Here is a 16,479-nt window from a genome sequence, read left to right on the forward strand (position 1 = left end):
GCAATTTTAAACTGTGTTAGTATATATAAAAAGGGCGCCAAATGAAGGCGCCCTATTGTTTGTTATTTAAAGCGCTTTTTCAAGTGCTGGTACAGCTTCAAACAGGTCTGCGACCAAGCCATAATCAGCTACCTGGAAGATAGGTGCTTCTTCATCTTTGTTGATGGCAACAATGATTTTACTGTCTTTCATGCCGGCTAGGTGTTGAATTGCACCCGAGATGCCAACAGCAATATAAAGTTCAGGGGCAACAATTTTACCAGTTTGCCCGACTTGATAATCATTAGGTACAAAGCCTGCGTCTACAGCGGCACGTGATGCACCGACCGCAGCGCCGAGTTTGTCTGCTACCGCTTCAATAATACTGAAGTTTTCGCCAGACCCCATACCGCGCCCACCAGAAATGATGATTTTCGCAGATGTAAGCTCTGGACGGTCAGATTTTGAAAGCTCTGCACCAACATACTCAGATATGCCAACTTTATCGGCTGCGCTGATCGCTTCAACTACACCGGTACCGCCTGCTGCTGCTTTGTCAAATGCGGTGCCGCGCACAGTAATGACCTTTTTGGCATCGCTTGATTGCACAGTTGCAATGGCGTTCCCTGCATAAATGGGGCGCTTGAAAGTGTCAGTGCTTACGACTTCAACAATATCCGAGATTTGCGCGACATCAAGTGCAGCAGCAACACGCGGCATAAAGTTTTTACCAGTTGTTGTTGCCGGCGCGATGATGGCATCGTAGCTGTCAGCGATCGACAAGACGACAGCGGCGAGCTCTTCGGCAAGTGGGTGAGCATATGCGGCATCATCGGCGACTAGAACCTTGGTTACACCCTCAATGCTTGCTGCTGCTTGTGCTGCGGCATCGCAGTCAGCACCAGCAACAAGGCCGTGTACATCGCCGAATGCTTTAGCAGCTGTAATTGCGGCAAGCGTGGCGTCTTTAACTGAAGCGTTATCATGTTCAATAATTACGAGAGCAGTCATTAGATAACTCCCTTTTCTTTAAGTTTGGAAACCAGTTCCTCGACACTTTCTACTTTGATGCCCGCTTCGCGTTTTGGTGGTTCTTCAACTTTAAGTACAGTTACGCGGGGTGCCATATCAACGCCGTAGTCCGCAGGGGTTTTCTCATCAATGGGCTTACGTTTTGCCTTCATAATATTTGGAAGAGAGGCATAGCGTGGTTCATTAAGGCGCAGATCAGAAGTAACAATAGCAGGCATGTTTAGTTTAACAGTTTCAAGACCACCATCAATTTCACGAGTGACATTTACTGTATCGTCACCCATAGCAACTTCTGATGCAAACGTTCCTTGCGGCCAACCAAGTAGTTGCGCAAGCATTTGACCCGTTTGGTTGTTATCACCATCGATTGCCTGTTTGCCCAGAAAGACAAGGTTGGGGTTTTCTTCTGCAACGATCGCCTTGAGAATTTTTGCAATTGCAAGTGGTTCAGCTTCACCGTCATGCTCAACAAGGATACCGCGATCAGCTCCCATTGCAAGACCTGTCCGGATTGTTTCCTGAGCCGCTTTGGGGCCAATGGATACAACAATAATTTCTTCTGCCTTGCCAGCTTCCTTGAGGCGAATTGCTTCTTCAATAGCAATTTCATCAAAAGGGTTCATCGACATTTTGACATTGGCGAGCTCTACGCCTGTATTGTCTGATTTAACGCGAACTTTCACGTTGTAATCAACTACCCGCTTGACGGGCACCATGATTTTCATGGGTTTTCTCTCCCGAGTTATTGTTAGAGTTTTGCTCTAAGAACCTGGTCATGTGAGCTAACGACACTATGACGTTAACCCTTGAATTCGTATGATGCCAGCGTTACCGGATCGGTCATGCTGAGTCAATCCAGACCCAGAAAATAGAGGCTTTACAGCCAACATTTACACTGACTTTATCGGTTAGCACCAGGCACCCACAAGACATCGTCAACTCCGTCTTTGTTTAAATGCCGTGAAAGAACAAATAGGTGGTCTGACAGCCGGTTCAAATATTTTATTGCATTTGGATTTATCGGCTCCAGTTTGGCGGCTGTAATCGTATCGCGTTCAGCACGGCGCGCAACGGTGCGAGCCAAATGCAGATAAGCACTTTCTTTGCTGCCACCGGGTAGAATAAAGCTGGTAAGAGGCTCAAGGTGCGCATTCATGGCATCTATTTCGTTTTCAAGCCGTGTCACTTGAGACTCTGTTGCTCTCAAGGTCATCTCACCGGGAACAAAATCGTCACCGGGCGTTGCTAAATCTGCGCCAACATCAAATAAATCATTTTGAATACGGGAAAGCATGCTGTCGACCTCGCCGGTGGTTGTTAAACGCACAAGGCCAATGCAGGCATTGGTTTCATCGACCGAACCGTATGCCGCGACACGCGGTGCATCTTTATCGAGTCGTTTGCCATCAGCAAGCGATGTTTGGCCTTTGTCGCCGCCCCGTGTGTATATTTTAGTTAGCTTTACCATTTAAAATGATGCCATTTATGCAGCTGCTGCAAGAACAAGTAGTACAAGTGTTAGGGCTTGAAGGCCAACACGCGCTTGCATGAGTTTGTTGCCGTATTTTTTATTGAAATCGCCGCCTTTTGCCATGCCAATTGCACCGGTGAACATCACCGCAAGTGTGGCAAATGCGGAAATTAAGGCTAGAATAAATAATGCGTTCATGTTGAGACTCTCTTGAATCATGATTTTGCCTTACTATACTGCTCAAATGATTGTCGGCAATGATTAAGCCCCTGTTAAGCAAAAGCGCGACAAGGTGCCTCACCACTTAACTAATGAAAATGTGTGTTTAGGCATTATCAAGTTCACTGCTTTATGCGCGGCATGGTTTGGAGAAGATAAGAAATGTTACGATATTTATTGGTTTTTACTTTTCTTAGTTTCAGCGTGATGCCTGCATCTGCGCAAGGTAAGGCGATCTATGCCGATGGTGTTTTGATGGCGACGCTTCAGGATGCCTTTGATGCAGTAAAGCCAGGCGGTACAATTCGCATTGAGCCAGGTATCTACAAAGAGGGTGGTGAGCTGAAAAAGGGCCATGACGGTGTGCTTATCATTGGTGCACCGGGCGTTGTTTTTGATGGAGTAGCCGTTAAGGGCAAGGCGGCTTTTGTCATTCAATCTGATAATGTAACCATAGAAAGTATTGCTTGTAAGAATATTCGGGTGCGTAGCAAAAACGGTGCCTGCGTTAGGATGGAAAGTGCTAACCTAACTCTCAAGGATGTTGATTTTTCCCATAGTGAAAATGGAATTCTCACTTGGAACAAAGTTAATAAACTTTTGATTGAGGACAGTATCTTTGAATATAATGGTAAAGGTGGGCAGGCGCATGGTATGTATATTACCGGCGGTAAACAACTGATTGTACGTAGATCTCGTATATTAAATTCCAAAAATAATGGCCACGGCATAAAATCGAGAGCGGAAATTACTCTTGTTGAAAATACAGTCGTAGCCTCTTTAGAGGGCGATGACAGTTATCTGATTGATGCACCAGACGGTGGTGAGGTAATTGTCCGAAATTCATTACTTGTAGAAGGTGCTAACACTGTTAATTGGCATCTGTTAACATTTGGCCCTGAGAGCAGAAAGTATCCTGAAAATTCTTTTAAGTTAGAGAAAAACGTCATCATTTCTGACCGCGAAGGTGGTTCGACGCTCTTCAATATAGGTGAAGGCATGCCAACACCACAAGCGCGCGGGAATGTTGTTGTTGGCCGTATAACCTATGACTGGTCAGATAATAATTTCTTTTTTGATGAGCGAGCTGATTTGAATTGGCCTGCTGCACCGGCTTTGCCAGAGATAGACCTGTCCCAGAAGTAATTAAACGCCCGGCTTTGCTAGGCTATTAGTTAAAACCCGATACTTTTTAAGTATTCCTGCGCAGTAATTCCTGCGGCGCGGTCATCCCGTATGCTTGGTGCACCTATCCGCTTTGCTAGGCGTTCGCCTTTGTCATCAAGCAGTAGTGAATGGTGATGATAGATGGGAGCGGGCAACTCAAGCAGTTTTTGCAACACCACATGAATGTGTGTGGTATGCAATAGGTCATCCCCGCGTATAATGTGACTGACTTTTTGCAAGGCATCATCAACAACGACAGAAAGATGGTAACTTGTTGGCACATCTTTGCGGGCAAGCACAATATCACCCAATATGTCTGGCGATGCAGATGTGTAATTGTATATCTCGTCATGCCATCCGATTGGCTCTTGGATATAAGATAATGCTCGTTTCAAGTTAAGTCTTATTGCATAGGGCCTGCCAGCGCTAATCTTGGCCTTAATCTCGCTGTTAGGCAGTTTTTTGCATGTGCCAGGATAAACTGGCCCATCCATACTGTGTGGTGCCGATTGTGCTGCTTTCAGCTCTCGCTGAATATCTTTTCGCGTACAGAAGCAAGGGTAAAGAAGGCCAAGGTTTTCCAGTTGATCCAAGGCGTTTTTATAATCGCCGTAATGCTCCGACTGAATGCGCACAGGCTCAGGCCAGGTTAGGCCGAGCCAGGATAAGTCTTCATATATTGCATTTACGAACGCTGATTTGCAACGGGTTTGGTCAATATCTTCAATGCGCAACAAAAAGGTACCATTTTCCTTTTGAGCGCGCCGATAAGCTGTCATCGCGGCAAAGGCATGCCCCTTGTGAAGGAAGCCTGTTGGGCTTGGGGCAAATCTGGTTACAAAATGACCTGCAGTGTTTTTTTCTGTGACCATTGTAAAACCCTATAGCGTCAACTGCTGCAAAGAAAGGTGCATTTTGATTGCTAGAATGCGTCCAAACATAACCGTTTGAGTATGATAACGCCTTATATACATACAATATAAGGTCTTGTCATACGCATGTAACACTGTATCTTGATTTTGAACATGTCGGAAGAGCCCTTATGGGATGAAAGTGACCGACGATAGTTGTCGGTGCATCTTCCAGTGATCAGGGGAGATCATAATGGGTGTTGCCTTTGCGCCCCACATGCATGCGTCATCGCCGGAAACATGTCCGGCTCTTGTGCTTAATGCTGATTATCGGCCTCTTAGTTATTATCCGTTAAGTATCTGGAATTGGCAGACAGCGTTGAAAGCGGTTTTTTTAGAGCGAGTGAACATTGTCTCTGAATACGACACATGTGTTCATTCTCCCTCACTCGCGATGAACTTGCCTAGTGTAATAGCACTCAAGGATTACATCAGGCAGCCTGAATACCCGGCCTTTACAAGGTTTAACCTATTTTTGCGAGACCAATTTACGTGTCAGTACTGTGGCTCTACTGATGACTTGACGTTTGATCATGTTATTCCGCGCAGTCAGGGTGGTCGGACAAGCTGGACTAATATTACAGCTGCTTGTTCACCGTGTAATTTGCGCAAAGGTGGCCGCACACCGAAAGAATCCAGCATGTATCCAAGGCGCAAGCCAATGCGCCCGACGACTCATGAATTAAATGCTAACGGGCGCCAGTTTCCGCCAAACTATCTGCACGAAAGCTGGCGTGATTATTTGTATTGGGATATCGAACTTGAAAGCTAAATTTATAATATCTGTGATGCTGGCATTATTTTCTTATAATGCCTCGGCTCAATCTTGCTCCGGCGCTTCAATTGCGCTTGATCACATTATATGGGCTGTGCCCGACCTTGAGGTGGGTGTCCAGGACTTCCGTGAACGCACAGGCATTGACCCTGTGTATGGCGGCGAACACACGAACGGTGTTACCGCTAATTACCTCGCATCTTTGGGACCATGCCTATATATGGAAATTGTTGGGCCAAAAGCAGGTGCAAACCTTGCCGACCTTGGTGACCGTGCTGGTGGTTACGCTGAGCCCAATATTGCAGGTTTTGCTTTCCGCTATAATCTAGGTGAGACCAGTGAAACGGCAATGAAAGTGCTTGGTATTAACCTTGGACCGATTAATGAAGGTGGCCGTATCAAACCTGATGGGTCTGCTCTTGCATGGCGCACAGCAGGTCTTGTTGATCTTGACCTTGGACCTGGGAAATTTCAGTTCGTTATCAATTGGTTAAGCGAACCTCACCCCGCAACTACTTCGCCTGAAGGCGCTTCATTAGTGACTCTTACACTTGCTGGTGACGGTGTTAGAACCTTGAAGAAGATTGTTGAGGAAGAACGTTTGCCTATCGTATTGCAGCCTGCTGGCCGCAAAGGTGTATGGATGATGCTGAATACGCCAAAAGGGCGCGTCATTTTTAAATAAACAAGCTTTCTAAACGCGTTTAGAAAGCCAAATGGCGGCACGGCAACCTGCTTTGATGGTTGCCGATAATACAGGGTATCCAATAGCTTCTTCTGCACCGTGGGCTTCAGCTATCTTTTTATGTTCGACTTCTTCAGCCTGAAATTCGCGGATAACTTCTTCTAGTTCAGGGTCTTTGCCTTTTAACTTTTGGCGTTGCTCCTCATAGTGTTCGTCAATCACTTCTTCCACAGCTTGTGTACAGGCCATAGCAGCCTTTTCACCCATCAGCGCCGTGCCTGCACCCAGCGCAAAACCTGCTATATCCCAGAACGGCGCGAGCAAAGTGGGCCGCACGCGGCGTTCATTGACGATGGCATTAAAACGATCAAGGTGCGCTTTTTCCTGTTCATGCATGTGGCGTAACAGTCCGGCCTTCGGATGATTGTCACCGAGAACAGCCCGCTGGCCTGCATAAATACGTACGGCACCAAACTCTCCGGCATGGTCAACACGTACCATGCGCTCTGTATCTGCCTCTTGCGAGCGGTCACCAGGCAATGGTCTGGTGGGTTTTGTTTGATCAGACATGCGTAATCCTGACTGGCAATAAAGCTTATTTGCTGCTTCCACTAATGCGCTTAACGCAAAAAACGGTCATTACTGATGCAGCAATGAAATTATAACCTGCCATAGATATACCAAACAAGGACCATGCTATTTCGTCGCAGCGAATAAGCGGTGCGTCCATAATAGCGGCAAGCGCTGCGTTTACGTCATCGGTTACACTAACAAAGCTTGAACATGTTGTAAGCCCTTCCCACCAGCGTTGTTCAACGCCGACATGAAACCCTGCGATACCTGCGTCAACAGCGAAAGCGATGGCTAACAAGAGAAGTATAATTTTTTGAGGGATGCGGGGCGCTATCTGGTGAATAAGCGCAATTGCCATAATGACCATATAAGGGTAGCGCTGCCACCAGCACATTTCACAAGGGTGATACCCCGCAAGTTGAAATCCAAATGCAGTTCCCAGAATGGTTGCTGCAGCAACCCCTGCAAATAAAACAGGCTGGGCATTCGCTTTATTAATGATTGCTTTTAACATACCTCTATCCAATAAACTTCAGGACAATAAACCCTGCAATACCAAGCGCCATAAATGCGGTTAGCACAAGTCCTAAACGTTTTTCAATAAACTCACGAATTGGGTCGCCGAATTTCCATAGCAAGCCGGCAACAAGATAAAACCGTGCGCCGCGTGCCGGGATGGAGGTGAGCAAAAAGACAAATGGATTCATGCCAATGACACCGCTTGCGATCGTGACAACTTTGAAGGGAAGCGGTGTAAACCCGGCGACCAGAACAATAAGAATGCCATAATCAATATAATATCTTTGAAAGGCTGAAAATGCTTCTTCATACCCGTAAAAGTTAATAATAGGCTGTCCAACAACACCAAAGGCAAGTGCGCCAATGGCGTAACCTGCCATGCCGCCCAGAACAGAGGTGATGAGCGTGATTGTGGCCAGGCGAAAAGCCTTAAGGCGATTAGCCAAAATCATGGGGATAAGCATCAGGTCTATGGGCAAGGGAAAGAAGCTTGATTCTGCGAATGAGATGGCACCGAGCCATTTTTCAGACGAAGGGCGTTGTGCTTTCTCAATGGTCCAATCGTAAAGCTTTTGCAGCAACGAAGTTCTCCCATGGTAAAATAGATTAACTGATTAACAGATGCAGAGAGCGAGAACAAACATTGATACGGCGGCGTGTTGGGTCGTTGTTCTGTTATCGTTTTATCGCGGTGAGTTTACTGGCTTGACGGCGAGAAAAAGGCGTATATGATGCGCCGCCGTACTACCGGACAATCCTCAACAGGCCCCTGTGGCGGAATTGGTAGACGCGCGGGATTCAAAATCCCGTTCCCTTTGGGAGTGTCGGTTCGATTCCGACCGGGGGCACCATCTAATATTTTGACACAATAAATTAATCTGTTTTCACTAGCTGTATTTGTTCACCCGTGAATAGGGCAGTACGTGGATCTTTATATAATGTCTCATACAATATCGTTTATTAAACTACTAAGAGTTATTAATGTATGCTTTGTAGCTGTTTAAGGCATAGTACGATCACAGATAAAAGTAGCCAGTAGGTTGGGGGCGCATGATTGAAAAAATAATTGTCGGATGCTTGGAAACATGTGCTTTGCCCGAGCTTGGCATTGAGGATTTGCAGGTTCGTGTGGATACTGGGGCAAAAACATCTTCCCTGCATGTGGATAGCCTTAAAAAGATCACCAAGAATGGCAAGCCTTGGATACAATTTGATATCCACCCCGATATCTACGATGTTGCACATGTAATGAATGTTGAAGCGCCTCTCAGTGATATACGTCGTGTTAAATCATCTAATGGTGCGACCGAACAGCGTTACGTGATAACCACATTATTGCGTTTAGCAGAAGACGCATGGCCAATTGAAATATCACTGACGGATAGATCAGATATGAGTTATCTTATGCTTCTGGGTCGCGAGGGCATGAGTGATCGTCTACTAGTAGACCCATCCAGGACATTTATTCTGCAATCTAACAATTCGGACTAGCGCGCAGGGTTATTGTATATTCACCTGTCAGGCGGTGGAAATAATTGATGCACGAATAAAAGGTAAAACCTATGAAAATAGCCATGCTGGCACGGAACCATAATCTTTATTCGCACAAGAGGTTACAAGAAGCTGCCGAAGAGCGCGGGCATCAGTTGGATATGATCAACACGTTGCAATGCTATATTAACATTGCATCCCGAAGGCCTTCTATATTTTATCGAGGGGAGAAGTTGCCCGAGTATGATGCGGTTATTCCCCGGATTGGTGCGTCTATTACCTTTTACGGCCTTGCTGTGTTGCGGCAATTTGAAATGATGGGGGTTTTCCCTCTCAATGAAAGCGTAGCTATTGGCCGCTCCAGAGACAAATTACGGTCATTGCAGGTTCTTTCCCGCGAAGGTGTTGGTCTACCGGTCACGACCTTTGCTCATGACCCTAAGCAGACCGACGAAGTTATTGCGCAGGCCGGAGGGGCGCCGTTGGTAATCAAGCTACTTGAAGGAACGCAAGGTATTGGGGTGGTGCTTGCTGATACTGACCGTTCAGCAAAGTCAGTAGTTGAAGCATTTCGTGGCGCAAATGTTAATATCCTTGTGCAAGAGTTTATTAAAGAGGCTGGTGGTTCAGATATTCGTGTCCTGGTAGTTGGCGGCAAGGTTATGGCGGCTATGAAACGCACTGGTGCAGAAGGCGATTTCCGCTCAAATTTGCATCGTGGTGGAAGCGCCATGCAAATTAAAATTTCACCGGAAGAGCGATCAACCGCAATTCGTAGTGCCAAAGCAATGGGGCTTAATGTTTGTGGTGTGGATTTGCTCCGCTCTAATCATGGCCCTGTGGTAATGGAGGTTAATTCTTCCCCGGGTTTGGAAGGTATTGAAAAAGCAACAAATATTGATATCGCCGGTAAGATTATTGAACTCATAGAAAAGAAAGCAAAGCCGGGCAAAACTAAAACGATAGGAAAAGGTTAATGCCAAACCGAAGATCGTTTGAAATTGGCGGCATTAGTGTCGAGCCAGGCACGCGTAAGACAATAGACCTGCCCGTTAGCACATCTTCAGCAAATTATCCGGTTACGATGCCTGTCCATGTCATTCATGGTCGCCGCGATGGCCCCACAATGTTTGTCAGTGCTGCTATTCACGGTGATGAGATTATAGGTGTGGAAATTGTTCGCAGGCTTCTTCGCACTAAACATTTGAATAAACTGGCAGGTACCCTTCTTGCCGTTCCCATTGTTAATTCACTGGGGTTTATGAACCATTCACGGTATTTGCCTGATAGGCGAGACCTAAATCGCTGTTTTCCCGGTAGTGCAAAAGGTGCCTTAGCTTCGCGTCTGGCTAACTTGTTTATGAATGAAATTGTCAGGAAATCCAGTGTTGGCATAGATATGCATTCAGCGGCCATTCATCGTACTAACCTGCCACAAATCAGAGTTTCGCCGTCCAAGCCTGAAACCATGGAGCTGGCAAAATTATTTGGTGCACCTGTTATATTGACCTCCAAGACAAGAGAGGGTTCGCTCAGGTATTCAGCACATGAAGAAGGGGTGGACATTCTGTTGTATGAAGCAGGAGAAGGTTTGCGATTTGATGAATTTGCGGTGCGTGCTGGCGTTAGTGGTATTTTGCGCGTGATGCACAAGATGCAGATGATTGCGTCTAGAGGTGTCCCTGCATTGAAAACGCAGTCGATCATGTCAAAAAAGAGCTATTGGCTGCGCGCTCCTGAGGGTGGGCTCTTGAGAACCTATCGTACTATAGGGGAAGAAGTTGATTCCGGTGATGTAATTGGCGCAATTTCTGATCCATTTGGACAAATGGAAACGGAAGTTATTGCAAGTGATGGCGGGTTAATCATTGGTCGGGCTAACTTGCCTGTTGTTAATGAGGGCGATGCAATCTTCCATATTGCCAAGCATACACAAAACACAACAGCAGAAGACAATATCGAGAGCCTTATGGGTCAACTAGATGCAGAACCTTTATTTGATGAAGATGAAATTATCTGAACATGTAAAAGGCATTGGTACAATAATGACCTCTTGTGGGTGTTCGTTTTTAATAGGCCACCATCCTTGCTATTTATCTCCCATGTTAATTAGAATGTAGATGATGAAATCTGTGAGGTGCACATGATGACAGAAACCCTGGCTAGCTTTTTTGGTGATGATCCAGATGTACTTGCAGACCTGAGCATCCTTTCCACTCAAAGTACGTACCTGGCTGGATCAATGATTGTTGCCGAAGGTGATACTGATGATAGTGTTTTTTTTATCCTGACAGGCGAGGCGCGTGCCTTGCGTTACTCTGTTTCAGGTGTGGAGGTGTTCATTGACAGCTTCACTTCTGGTGATTTGATTGGGGAAATGGCTGTGCTTGGGGACGGTATGCGAACTGCTGATATATATGCGCTTACTGACGTTAGGCTTATGGTGTTTTCTGGCCCCACCTTTATTGGTTTGATGGAAAAGCACGGGAAGATCGGGTTGAGGGTCAGCAGGCTTCTTGCCGCGCGCATTCAGCAAACAACACGGCGCATGTTTGAGCAATCAACGCTGTCATCAAAAGGGCGGGTTTATGCAGAGTTAATGCGGTTAGCTCAGCCGCAAAGTGAGGCCGAGGTGCTGAAAATTACAGACGCCCCGTCTATCAGCGATATTGCTAAGAAACTTGGTGTTGCCCGTGAAACTGTGTCGCGAACAGTGAACGGTTTGAAAGATGATGCGATCCTTGAAAAGCGTGGAACAGATATATTTATCACCAATCCGCAAGTTCTTGTTCAAAGGCTTGGTCAGGACTGATTTCTTGCCGGTTTTATTCTGCGCAAACTAAATAAGGTCATTGGCCCGGTGTTTTTACCAAATACGGGCTCAGGCATAGGTTCGCAGCGAAATTCATGTTGATTGTTGAGCACGAGTGCACAGGCAAATGGTTCGCTCACAAAAATTGAGCCTGGTGCAGTAACGGGTTCGATCCGGGCTGCGACAGTAACCTCGCGGCCGAAAATGCCGGATTTGTGCAGAAATGGGTCTTCCAATGAATGCACTGGCCCGTAATGACCACCAATTCTAAGCGCTAATTCTTCAGGTAAACCTGCGCTTGAAAGGTTGATTGATCGGAAGCTGGTTTGAAGGTCTGTCGCCGTTTTTGCTGCAGCGGCTACGCTGTTAAACACAATGAACAAACCATCACCCCATGTGTTGATATGCTCTGCTTGTGCGGCGTGGCACTGCTCAGCAAGAGGTCTTAATATTTGGCTTACAAACAATGGTATTTCTTGCTCTGACAGATTACCAAACCCGCTTACGTCGGCAAACAGCATGGCTTTCAAGCTACGTGTATCGTTGTTTTTAGTTAAGCTATTGCTTCGGGTATTACGCGTAAACGGAAAAGGGATGACGTGTTGTTGCTGGCCTGTTTTTTGCCAAAGTTGGGCGTCTCTTGCTGTGCCGGCAGTGGCTTGAGTTAAATCATTGTCCCAGACAAGAAGTTGTTCTGCATTGGTAGCTAACCGGTTTGCGTGCAAAACCGCTAAGCCCATGGCCGTTTCACTTGCGAATGTAGTGGTGAGACTATCGCACACTGTCTCATCTTGCGAAACATAACGAATGCTTGCAGCGCGGTGTATACAGGCGTCAAAGCGTGTCTGCCAGCCGCTCCCAAACGGCGTTAATGATAGTCTACTGAAAAGCTGGTCTGGACAGGGTTGAACAACATTTAGTTCAACGCCTTTTTCAAGCAAGCGTTCGGCAATGATAATGTCTGATCCAGCGGCAAGTGCACCGTATGCAACGCCGTAATTATCTGTTTCCAGAAAATCATCTATCGCTTTTTCAAGGCCGTAGATTGCACTGTTGTCGAGCGAGTTTTTTCCTTCTTTAAGGCCGAATAAGTGACCCGCATAATGCAGAGACTTGGGTGGCCGGAATTGGGCAAGCCATTCATTCGGTTGGTCGAGTGCAGCAAGCAGCATTTCGAACTGTTTTATTGTGCTGGCGTGTGCATCGTAATTGTGCGGGTCAAGCGGAATAGCATCAGCAAACATGTGCTCTGCGCGGTGATGGTCGCCCAAAATCAACCAAGCTTCGGCCAATGTTGCCATGTGGTAGTAGGCATCAGCGCCAGGTTTTGGTGAGCTCCTATTGAGTAGGGTTTGGATGCTGCGTGCAATCTTCTGCGCTTGCTCGATGTGTCCTGCAACTAAATAGAGTGCGGCTGTGTTGATACCACTGAAAGTGCCATTGAATTTTGTGTGTGCCGCCTCGTATTTTTCTGCCGCTTGCAGGGCCAGGCGCTGGCGCTCAACTCCGTCATGTTCCAGCGCGCGAGCTTTTAGAATGCGCCCACCCAGCGCCATGACATCCTCGCTGGACTGGTCAGTGTCTAGGCCATGCCTTAGATATTCCTTCTCCGCTTGTTCAAGAGCACCAGAGCGGAGAAGGGTAAGGATGTGATCATGTTGTGAATTCATGTTAAATAAAATTGCTAGTTATTATTTTAATATAAGAGTTGAGAAACATGAAGAGTATGTAATTTTATGCGGCATCTGATGTTAAATTACCAAACATAAAGGTCAAACCTTAGGCTATGGGTTTCCAATTTTCGGATCAATAATGATTTTAGTTTCTTGCAAAACGAGTTCATCATTTTCAGGATTATGGAAGGATTGGAATACTGACATATTGATGTCGAATTGATATTTTTCTTCATCATTATGCTTTGGGTCAGGTGCCTCTTTCACATTAATTCCATATGAAAAGATTCCATTATCGGGGTCGTTGGATTTATAGCTTTCCCACACACTTTCTATGATATCTACAGGATCGAAACATTTTGGGTCTGGATCATATTGGCCAAGGGGGTGTTTCTTTGGAACCATTGGAGGTATTAGCTTTGGTGGTATCTGTTCGTCTTTTTCTGTTCGAAAATACCAATTATATACTGACGTAGTATAGATGATATAGGTTGGTTCTTTAATTGAGATACTGAAAACTGACCCACCATTTACTGAACGAGTTATTTTTGCTTTTGTCTTATCCATCGCATCTTCATAGTCATGAATTAGGTCCTTCCCTACAGTCCCTGTAGGGGTGCGGTGCCGAAATCGCCTGAGAATGTGTTTGCGAATTGCTGGCGTGAGGTCGTCATTGCTAGGGTTGACGTCGATTTCGAATTCGGTATCACCTCTGGACCATGTTACTGTTCCTATTTTAACCACGATTAATTTACAAGGCTGTTGACCATTTGGTATTGCGTCATCTTTGCATGCTTCTTCAGTATTTTCTTCTTCACTTACAGAGGGCTCTGCTGGCGTGTAGTTAAGGTCTTCATCATGAGAAGAAGGGGAAGGGGTTTGATGTGCCGGATTCCAGTTCTTATGGGTTGGCATTTTGACTCTCCTATGAGCATGTTGTTATAATATCTTGTGGATCAAACATGGGATTAGGGTGTGAAAAACCCATTATATTTAGCTCGGTAATAATCTTTGAAGCACGATCACGATCGTTGCCAGACTTGCCTGTTTGGATGAGTGCGTTTGCTAAAATATGTTTGTTGTATGGGGATAATGTTTGCCTAGAGGCACCTAATCTCTCGATAATGTTGTTCCATGCAGCGCATGACGCGCGAATCTCGTTTGCTGTGCTATGTAGATTTGCCTCAAGCATTGTGGAACGGGCCCAAATGTATGTGCCACCTTTGGTTGTGTGAAGATCTAACTGGTTTTCGTTTAACTTAGATAAAAGTGCGTCGAGTCTCAGGTTCGCGTTAGCATAATTACTTTTAAGATAATCGATTTTTGCATTAAAATATTCATACGGATAGCTTATGCGGGTTTTTACTTCGGCTAAGTTACTATAATTATTGCCCATTTTCTGAAGCAGTAGTTTGATTTTTTGCAGATCAGTGATGGCTTCCTCTAAGCGGCCTAAAGAAACATTGACATCAGCCATTGCTACGTAACTGAGCGCGCTGTATTTGAGCCATTCGCTGCTTATACAGTAGGTAGTTTTGCATAATGCAAGCTGCTGTTCCACTATGGAGTACATAGTATCGGTAACCATACGTATATCACGTTGGGCTGCTTGATGTTTACCTGTAATGAAATCAATCTGTGATGCTGCTAAACGAGCATTTAGGAGTTGAATGCTTGCCTCAAGGTTATCGGGTGCGTTTTCTTGAAGAGCGTCTAAATCATAAGGGTCTAATTCTAGTAAACTGCCATAACGAACAATTTCATTCGATCTAAATTCGCGAGCTTTTTGAAAATCCCCAAGAATTAAATATGTGTCAGCGATCCATGCGTCATAGTCTGAAAGGTCGTCTACAAGGCTAATTTTTTCAGCTTCATTGATGCCTTGCACCACAATCAAATTGTAGCTGAGCTGCCGAGCAGTGCGAGCTTTATCAAATGCCATTATGGCGGCATCTAGGTTTCTTTTTTGTCTGAGAAAAAGGGTGCCGAGTGTACTATTTGCATACGATAGTTCTAGGTAGGCGCGGGTTTGATTCGAATCCACCTCAACTAGTTTTTCCGCTAAGTGCTTATAGTCAAGAAATGCGACTTCTGCGTTACTGTAATCGGCGTTTTGCCAATATCTATACCCGACCCAAAATACACTTTGAGAATGTTCAAAGATACGTTGTGGGTTGTGAGGGTCTCGTGACAGCATATTTTTCGTTGCCATCGAGGCTCTTTCAAACATATTTTGTGCGTTGTCGTTCGCCCCCTGTAGGTTTTGGATCTCGCCCAGTAGGTGAAAGGCGCGCGCGCGGCGGCCCAGTGCATCATCTGGCATTTCATCGAGTGGTTGCGTATCATAATATTCGACCGCTTTTTCGCCGACAACGTCAAGCACGTCCAACCGTCCTACGGGCTCCAGCTTATCTCTGAGGTCGGTTAGCATAAACTCAATCAGTCCTTCGGCTTCACCGCGGTGGCGCTCGGCATCTTGCCGGGCGGTTACGGCTTCATAAGTGAGTGATGCCATGCCTACCATTGCCAGCACACTCGCTGCTGTGACCGCCATCACACGGCGCATTTTTCTTTGCAGATCGCGTTCGATCAGTGCATCAAGGCCTATGCCGAGTAGCCCCGCAATCAGTTTTAGTTTGCCGCGGCGTGGGCCGTCCCCCATCGCACGGAAATCGGCGGCCAATGGTTCTGCGGGTTTGGTTGTAAGCGCCCCCCCTTTACCCAGTTTGAACCGCAGTGCTGGCGGAAAACATTCTTCTTCAGGACGGTCTTGGTTTGATGCAAATGGTTCGCCAGATAGAATAACGGACAGAATACGCCGTTCACCGGTCAGTTTTTTAAACTCGATGATCTCACGGTTAACCCAGCGCGAGGCAGCGGCAACGGGCGAGCAGAGCACAATCATGAACTCTGACTGTGTCAGTGCTTTTTTAACTTCTGCCGTCAGATCTTCTGCAGCAGGTAATTCGTCGCGGTCCCGGAATATTTGCCCAACCTGATCGGGAATGATTGTGCCATCCAAAGCGGCTTTACCAACCAACCGTTTGGGCATGCGGTAGTTTTCGATGTCTTTCAATAATTTATCAGCTGCGGCTTTGTCCCTGTGGCTGTAGCTGATAAATGCCTTGTAGCGATAGCTTTCGGTCATATCACTTCCCCCTGAAGTACAACC

General features: G+C 46.1%; 18 protein-coding genes and 1 tRNA gene. 8 read left to right on the top strand and 11 right to left on the bottom strand.

Going from position 1 to position 16,479, the window contains the following annotated elements:
* Positions 1 to 66: 66 nt before the first annotated feature.
* The 4 genes from OEU88_RS04220 to OEU88_RS04235 all read right to left on the bottom strand — a co-directional run bounded on the left by OEU88_RS04220 (position 67) and on the right by OEU88_RS04235 (position 2,680).
* Complete coding sequence (locus tag OEU88_RS04220) at positions 67 to 990, bottom strand: electron transfer flavoprotein subunit alpha/FixB family protein (RefSeq protein WP_262693859.1); 924 nt, start codon at positions 988 to 990, stop codon at positions 67 to 69.
* Positions 990 to 1,736, bottom strand: a complete 747-nt coding sequence (locus OEU88_RS04225; RefSeq protein WP_262693860.1) for an electron transfer flavoprotein subunit beta/FixA family protein — start codon at positions 1,734 to 1,736, stop codon at positions 990 to 992. The genes OEU88_RS04220 and OEU88_RS04225 overlap by 1 nt, the downstream gene beginning before the upstream one ends.
* 176 nt (positions 1,737 to 1,912) lie before the next feature.
* Positions 1,913 to 2,479 carry a cob(I)yrinic acid a,c-diamide adenosyltransferase gene (locus OEU88_RS04230; protein WP_262693861.1) on the bottom strand — a complete coding sequence of 189 codons (567 nt, stop codon included), beginning with the start codon at positions 2,477 to 2,479 and terminating at the stop codon, positions 1,913 to 1,915.
* A 15-nt stretch (positions 2,480 to 2,494) separates the two neighbouring features.
* Positions 2,495 to 2,680 (bottom strand): twin transmembrane helix small protein, encoded by a 186-nt coding sequence (locus OEU88_RS04235; RefSeq protein ID WP_262693862.1) that lies wholly within the window; start codon positions 2,678 to 2,680, stop codon positions 2,495 to 2,497.
* A gap of 183 nt (positions 2,681 to 2,863) precedes the next feature.
* Between OEU88_RS04235 and OEU88_RS04240 the strand changes: the two genes are divergently transcribed.
* Positions 2,864 to 3,847 (top strand): right-handed parallel beta-helix repeat-containing protein, encoded by a 984-nt coding sequence (locus OEU88_RS04240; protein ID WP_262693863.1) that lies wholly within the window; start codon positions 2,864 to 2,866, stop codon positions 3,845 to 3,847.
* A gap of 29 nt (positions 3,848 to 3,876) precedes the next feature.
* Here OEU88_RS04240 and gluQRS read toward each other — a convergent pair whose 3' ends face one another.
* Positions 3,877 to 4,740 (bottom strand): tRNA glutamyl-Q(34) synthetase GluQRS, encoded by an 864-nt coding sequence (gene gluQRS, locus OEU88_RS04245; protein WP_262693864.1) that lies wholly within the window; start codon positions 4,738 to 4,740, stop codon positions 3,877 to 3,879.
* Between the two features lie 232 nt (positions 4,741 to 4,972).
* Here gluQRS and OEU88_RS04250 point away from each other — a divergent pair, with 232 nt between their 5' ends.
* Complete coding sequence (locus OEU88_RS04250; protein WP_262693865.1) at positions 4,973 to 5,551, top strand: HNH endonuclease; 579 nt, start codon at positions 4,973 to 4,975, stop codon at positions 5,549 to 5,551.
* The gene (locus tag OEU88_RS04255; protein ID WP_262693866.1) at positions 5,541 to 6,239 is read left to right on the top strand and encodes a VOC family protein; all 699 of its coding nucleotides are present in this window, start codon (positions 5,541 to 5,543) and stop codon (positions 6,237 to 6,239) included. Before OEU88_RS04250 ends, OEU88_RS04255 begins: the two co-directional genes overlap by 11 nt.
* A 9-nt stretch (positions 6,240 to 6,248) precedes the next feature.
* On the opposite strand, the gene OEU88_RS04260 is transcribed toward OEU88_RS04255, so the two are convergent.
* The 3 genes from OEU88_RS04260 to OEU88_RS04270 are packed head-to-tail and all read right to left on the bottom strand — an operon-like array spanning position 6,249 to position 7,912.
* Entirely contained in the window at positions 6,249 to 6,809 is a 561-nt protein-coding gene (locus OEU88_RS04260) for a demethoxyubiquinone hydroxylase family protein (protein ID WP_262693867.1), read from the bottom strand.
* 25 nt (positions 6,810 to 6,834) lie between these two features.
* Complete coding sequence (locus OEU88_RS04265) at positions 6,835 to 7,326, bottom strand: disulfide bond formation protein B (protein WP_262693868.1); 492 nt, start codon at positions 7,324 to 7,326, stop codon at positions 6,835 to 6,837.
* Between the two features lie 4 nt (positions 7,327 to 7,330).
* Complete coding sequence (locus OEU88_RS04270; RefSeq protein WP_262693869.1) at positions 7,331 to 7,912, bottom strand: YqaA family protein; 582 nt, start codon at positions 7,910 to 7,912, stop codon at positions 7,331 to 7,333.
* Between the two features lie 184 nt (positions 7,913 to 8,096).
* Here OEU88_RS04270 and OEU88_RS04275 point away from each other — a divergent pair.
* The 5 genes from OEU88_RS04275 (at position 8,097) to OEU88_RS04295 (ending at position 11,634) form a co-directional block, all read left to right on the top strand.
* Positions 8,097 to 8,182: transfer RNA gene (locus OEU88_RS04275), tRNA-Leu, on the top strand.
* A gap of 199 nt (positions 8,183 to 8,381) precedes the next feature.
* Positions 8,382 to 8,822 (top strand): putative ATP-dependent zinc protease, encoded by a 441-nt coding sequence (locus tag OEU88_RS04280; protein WP_262693870.1) that lies wholly within the window; start codon positions 8,382 to 8,384, stop codon positions 8,820 to 8,822.
* Between the two features lie 71 nt (positions 8,823 to 8,893).
* Entirely contained in the window at positions 8,894 to 9,799 is a 906-nt protein-coding gene (gene rimK / locus OEU88_RS04285; RefSeq protein ID WP_262693871.1) for a 30S ribosomal protein S6--L-glutamate ligase, read from the top strand.
* A complete protein-coding gene (locus OEU88_RS04290; RefSeq protein ID WP_262693872.1) occupies positions 9,799 to 10,842 on the top strand; it encodes a succinylglutamate desuccinylase/aspartoacylase family protein in 1,044 nt (347 codons plus the stop codon). Before rimK ends, OEU88_RS04290 begins: the two co-directional genes overlap by 1 nt.
* Before the next feature lie 123 nt (positions 10,843 to 10,965).
* Positions 10,966 to 11,634, top strand: a complete 669-nt coding sequence (locus OEU88_RS04295) for a Crp/Fnr family transcriptional regulator (RefSeq protein WP_262693873.1) — start codon at positions 10,966 to 10,968, stop codon at positions 11,632 to 11,634.
* On the opposite strand, the gene OEU88_RS04300 is transcribed toward OEU88_RS04295, so the two are convergent.
* From OEU88_RS04300 to OEU88_RS04310, 3 genes are all read right to left on the bottom strand, one after another.
* The gene (locus OEU88_RS04300; protein WP_262693874.1) at positions 11,625 to 13,304 is read right to left on the bottom strand and encodes an adenylate/guanylate cyclase domain-containing protein; all 1,680 of its coding nucleotides are present in this window, start codon (positions 13,302 to 13,304) and stop codon (positions 11,625 to 11,627) included. The two genes, OEU88_RS04295 and OEU88_RS04300, sit on opposite strands and share 10 nt — an antisense overlap.
* A 114-nt stretch (positions 13,305 to 13,418) precedes the next feature.
* Positions 13,419 to 14,222 (bottom strand): hypothetical protein, encoded by an 804-nt coding sequence (locus OEU88_RS04305; protein ID WP_262693875.1) that lies wholly within the window; start codon positions 14,220 to 14,222, stop codon positions 13,419 to 13,421.
* A 10-nt stretch (positions 14,223 to 14,232) separates the two neighbouring features.
* The gene (locus tag OEU88_RS04310; protein WP_262693876.1) at positions 14,233 to 16,455 is read right to left on the bottom strand and encodes a toll/interleukin-1 receptor domain-containing protein; all 2,223 of its coding nucleotides are present in this window, start codon (positions 16,453 to 16,455) and stop codon (positions 14,233 to 14,235) included.
* Positions 16,456 to 16,479 lie beyond the last annotated feature (24 nt).

The sequence above is a fragment of the Kordiimonas aquimaris genome (genome assembly GCF_025574485.1).
GTDB classification, from domain to species: Bacteria; Pseudomonadota; Alphaproteobacteria; order Sphingomonadales; family Kordiimonadaceae; genus Kordiimonas; species Kordiimonas aquimaris.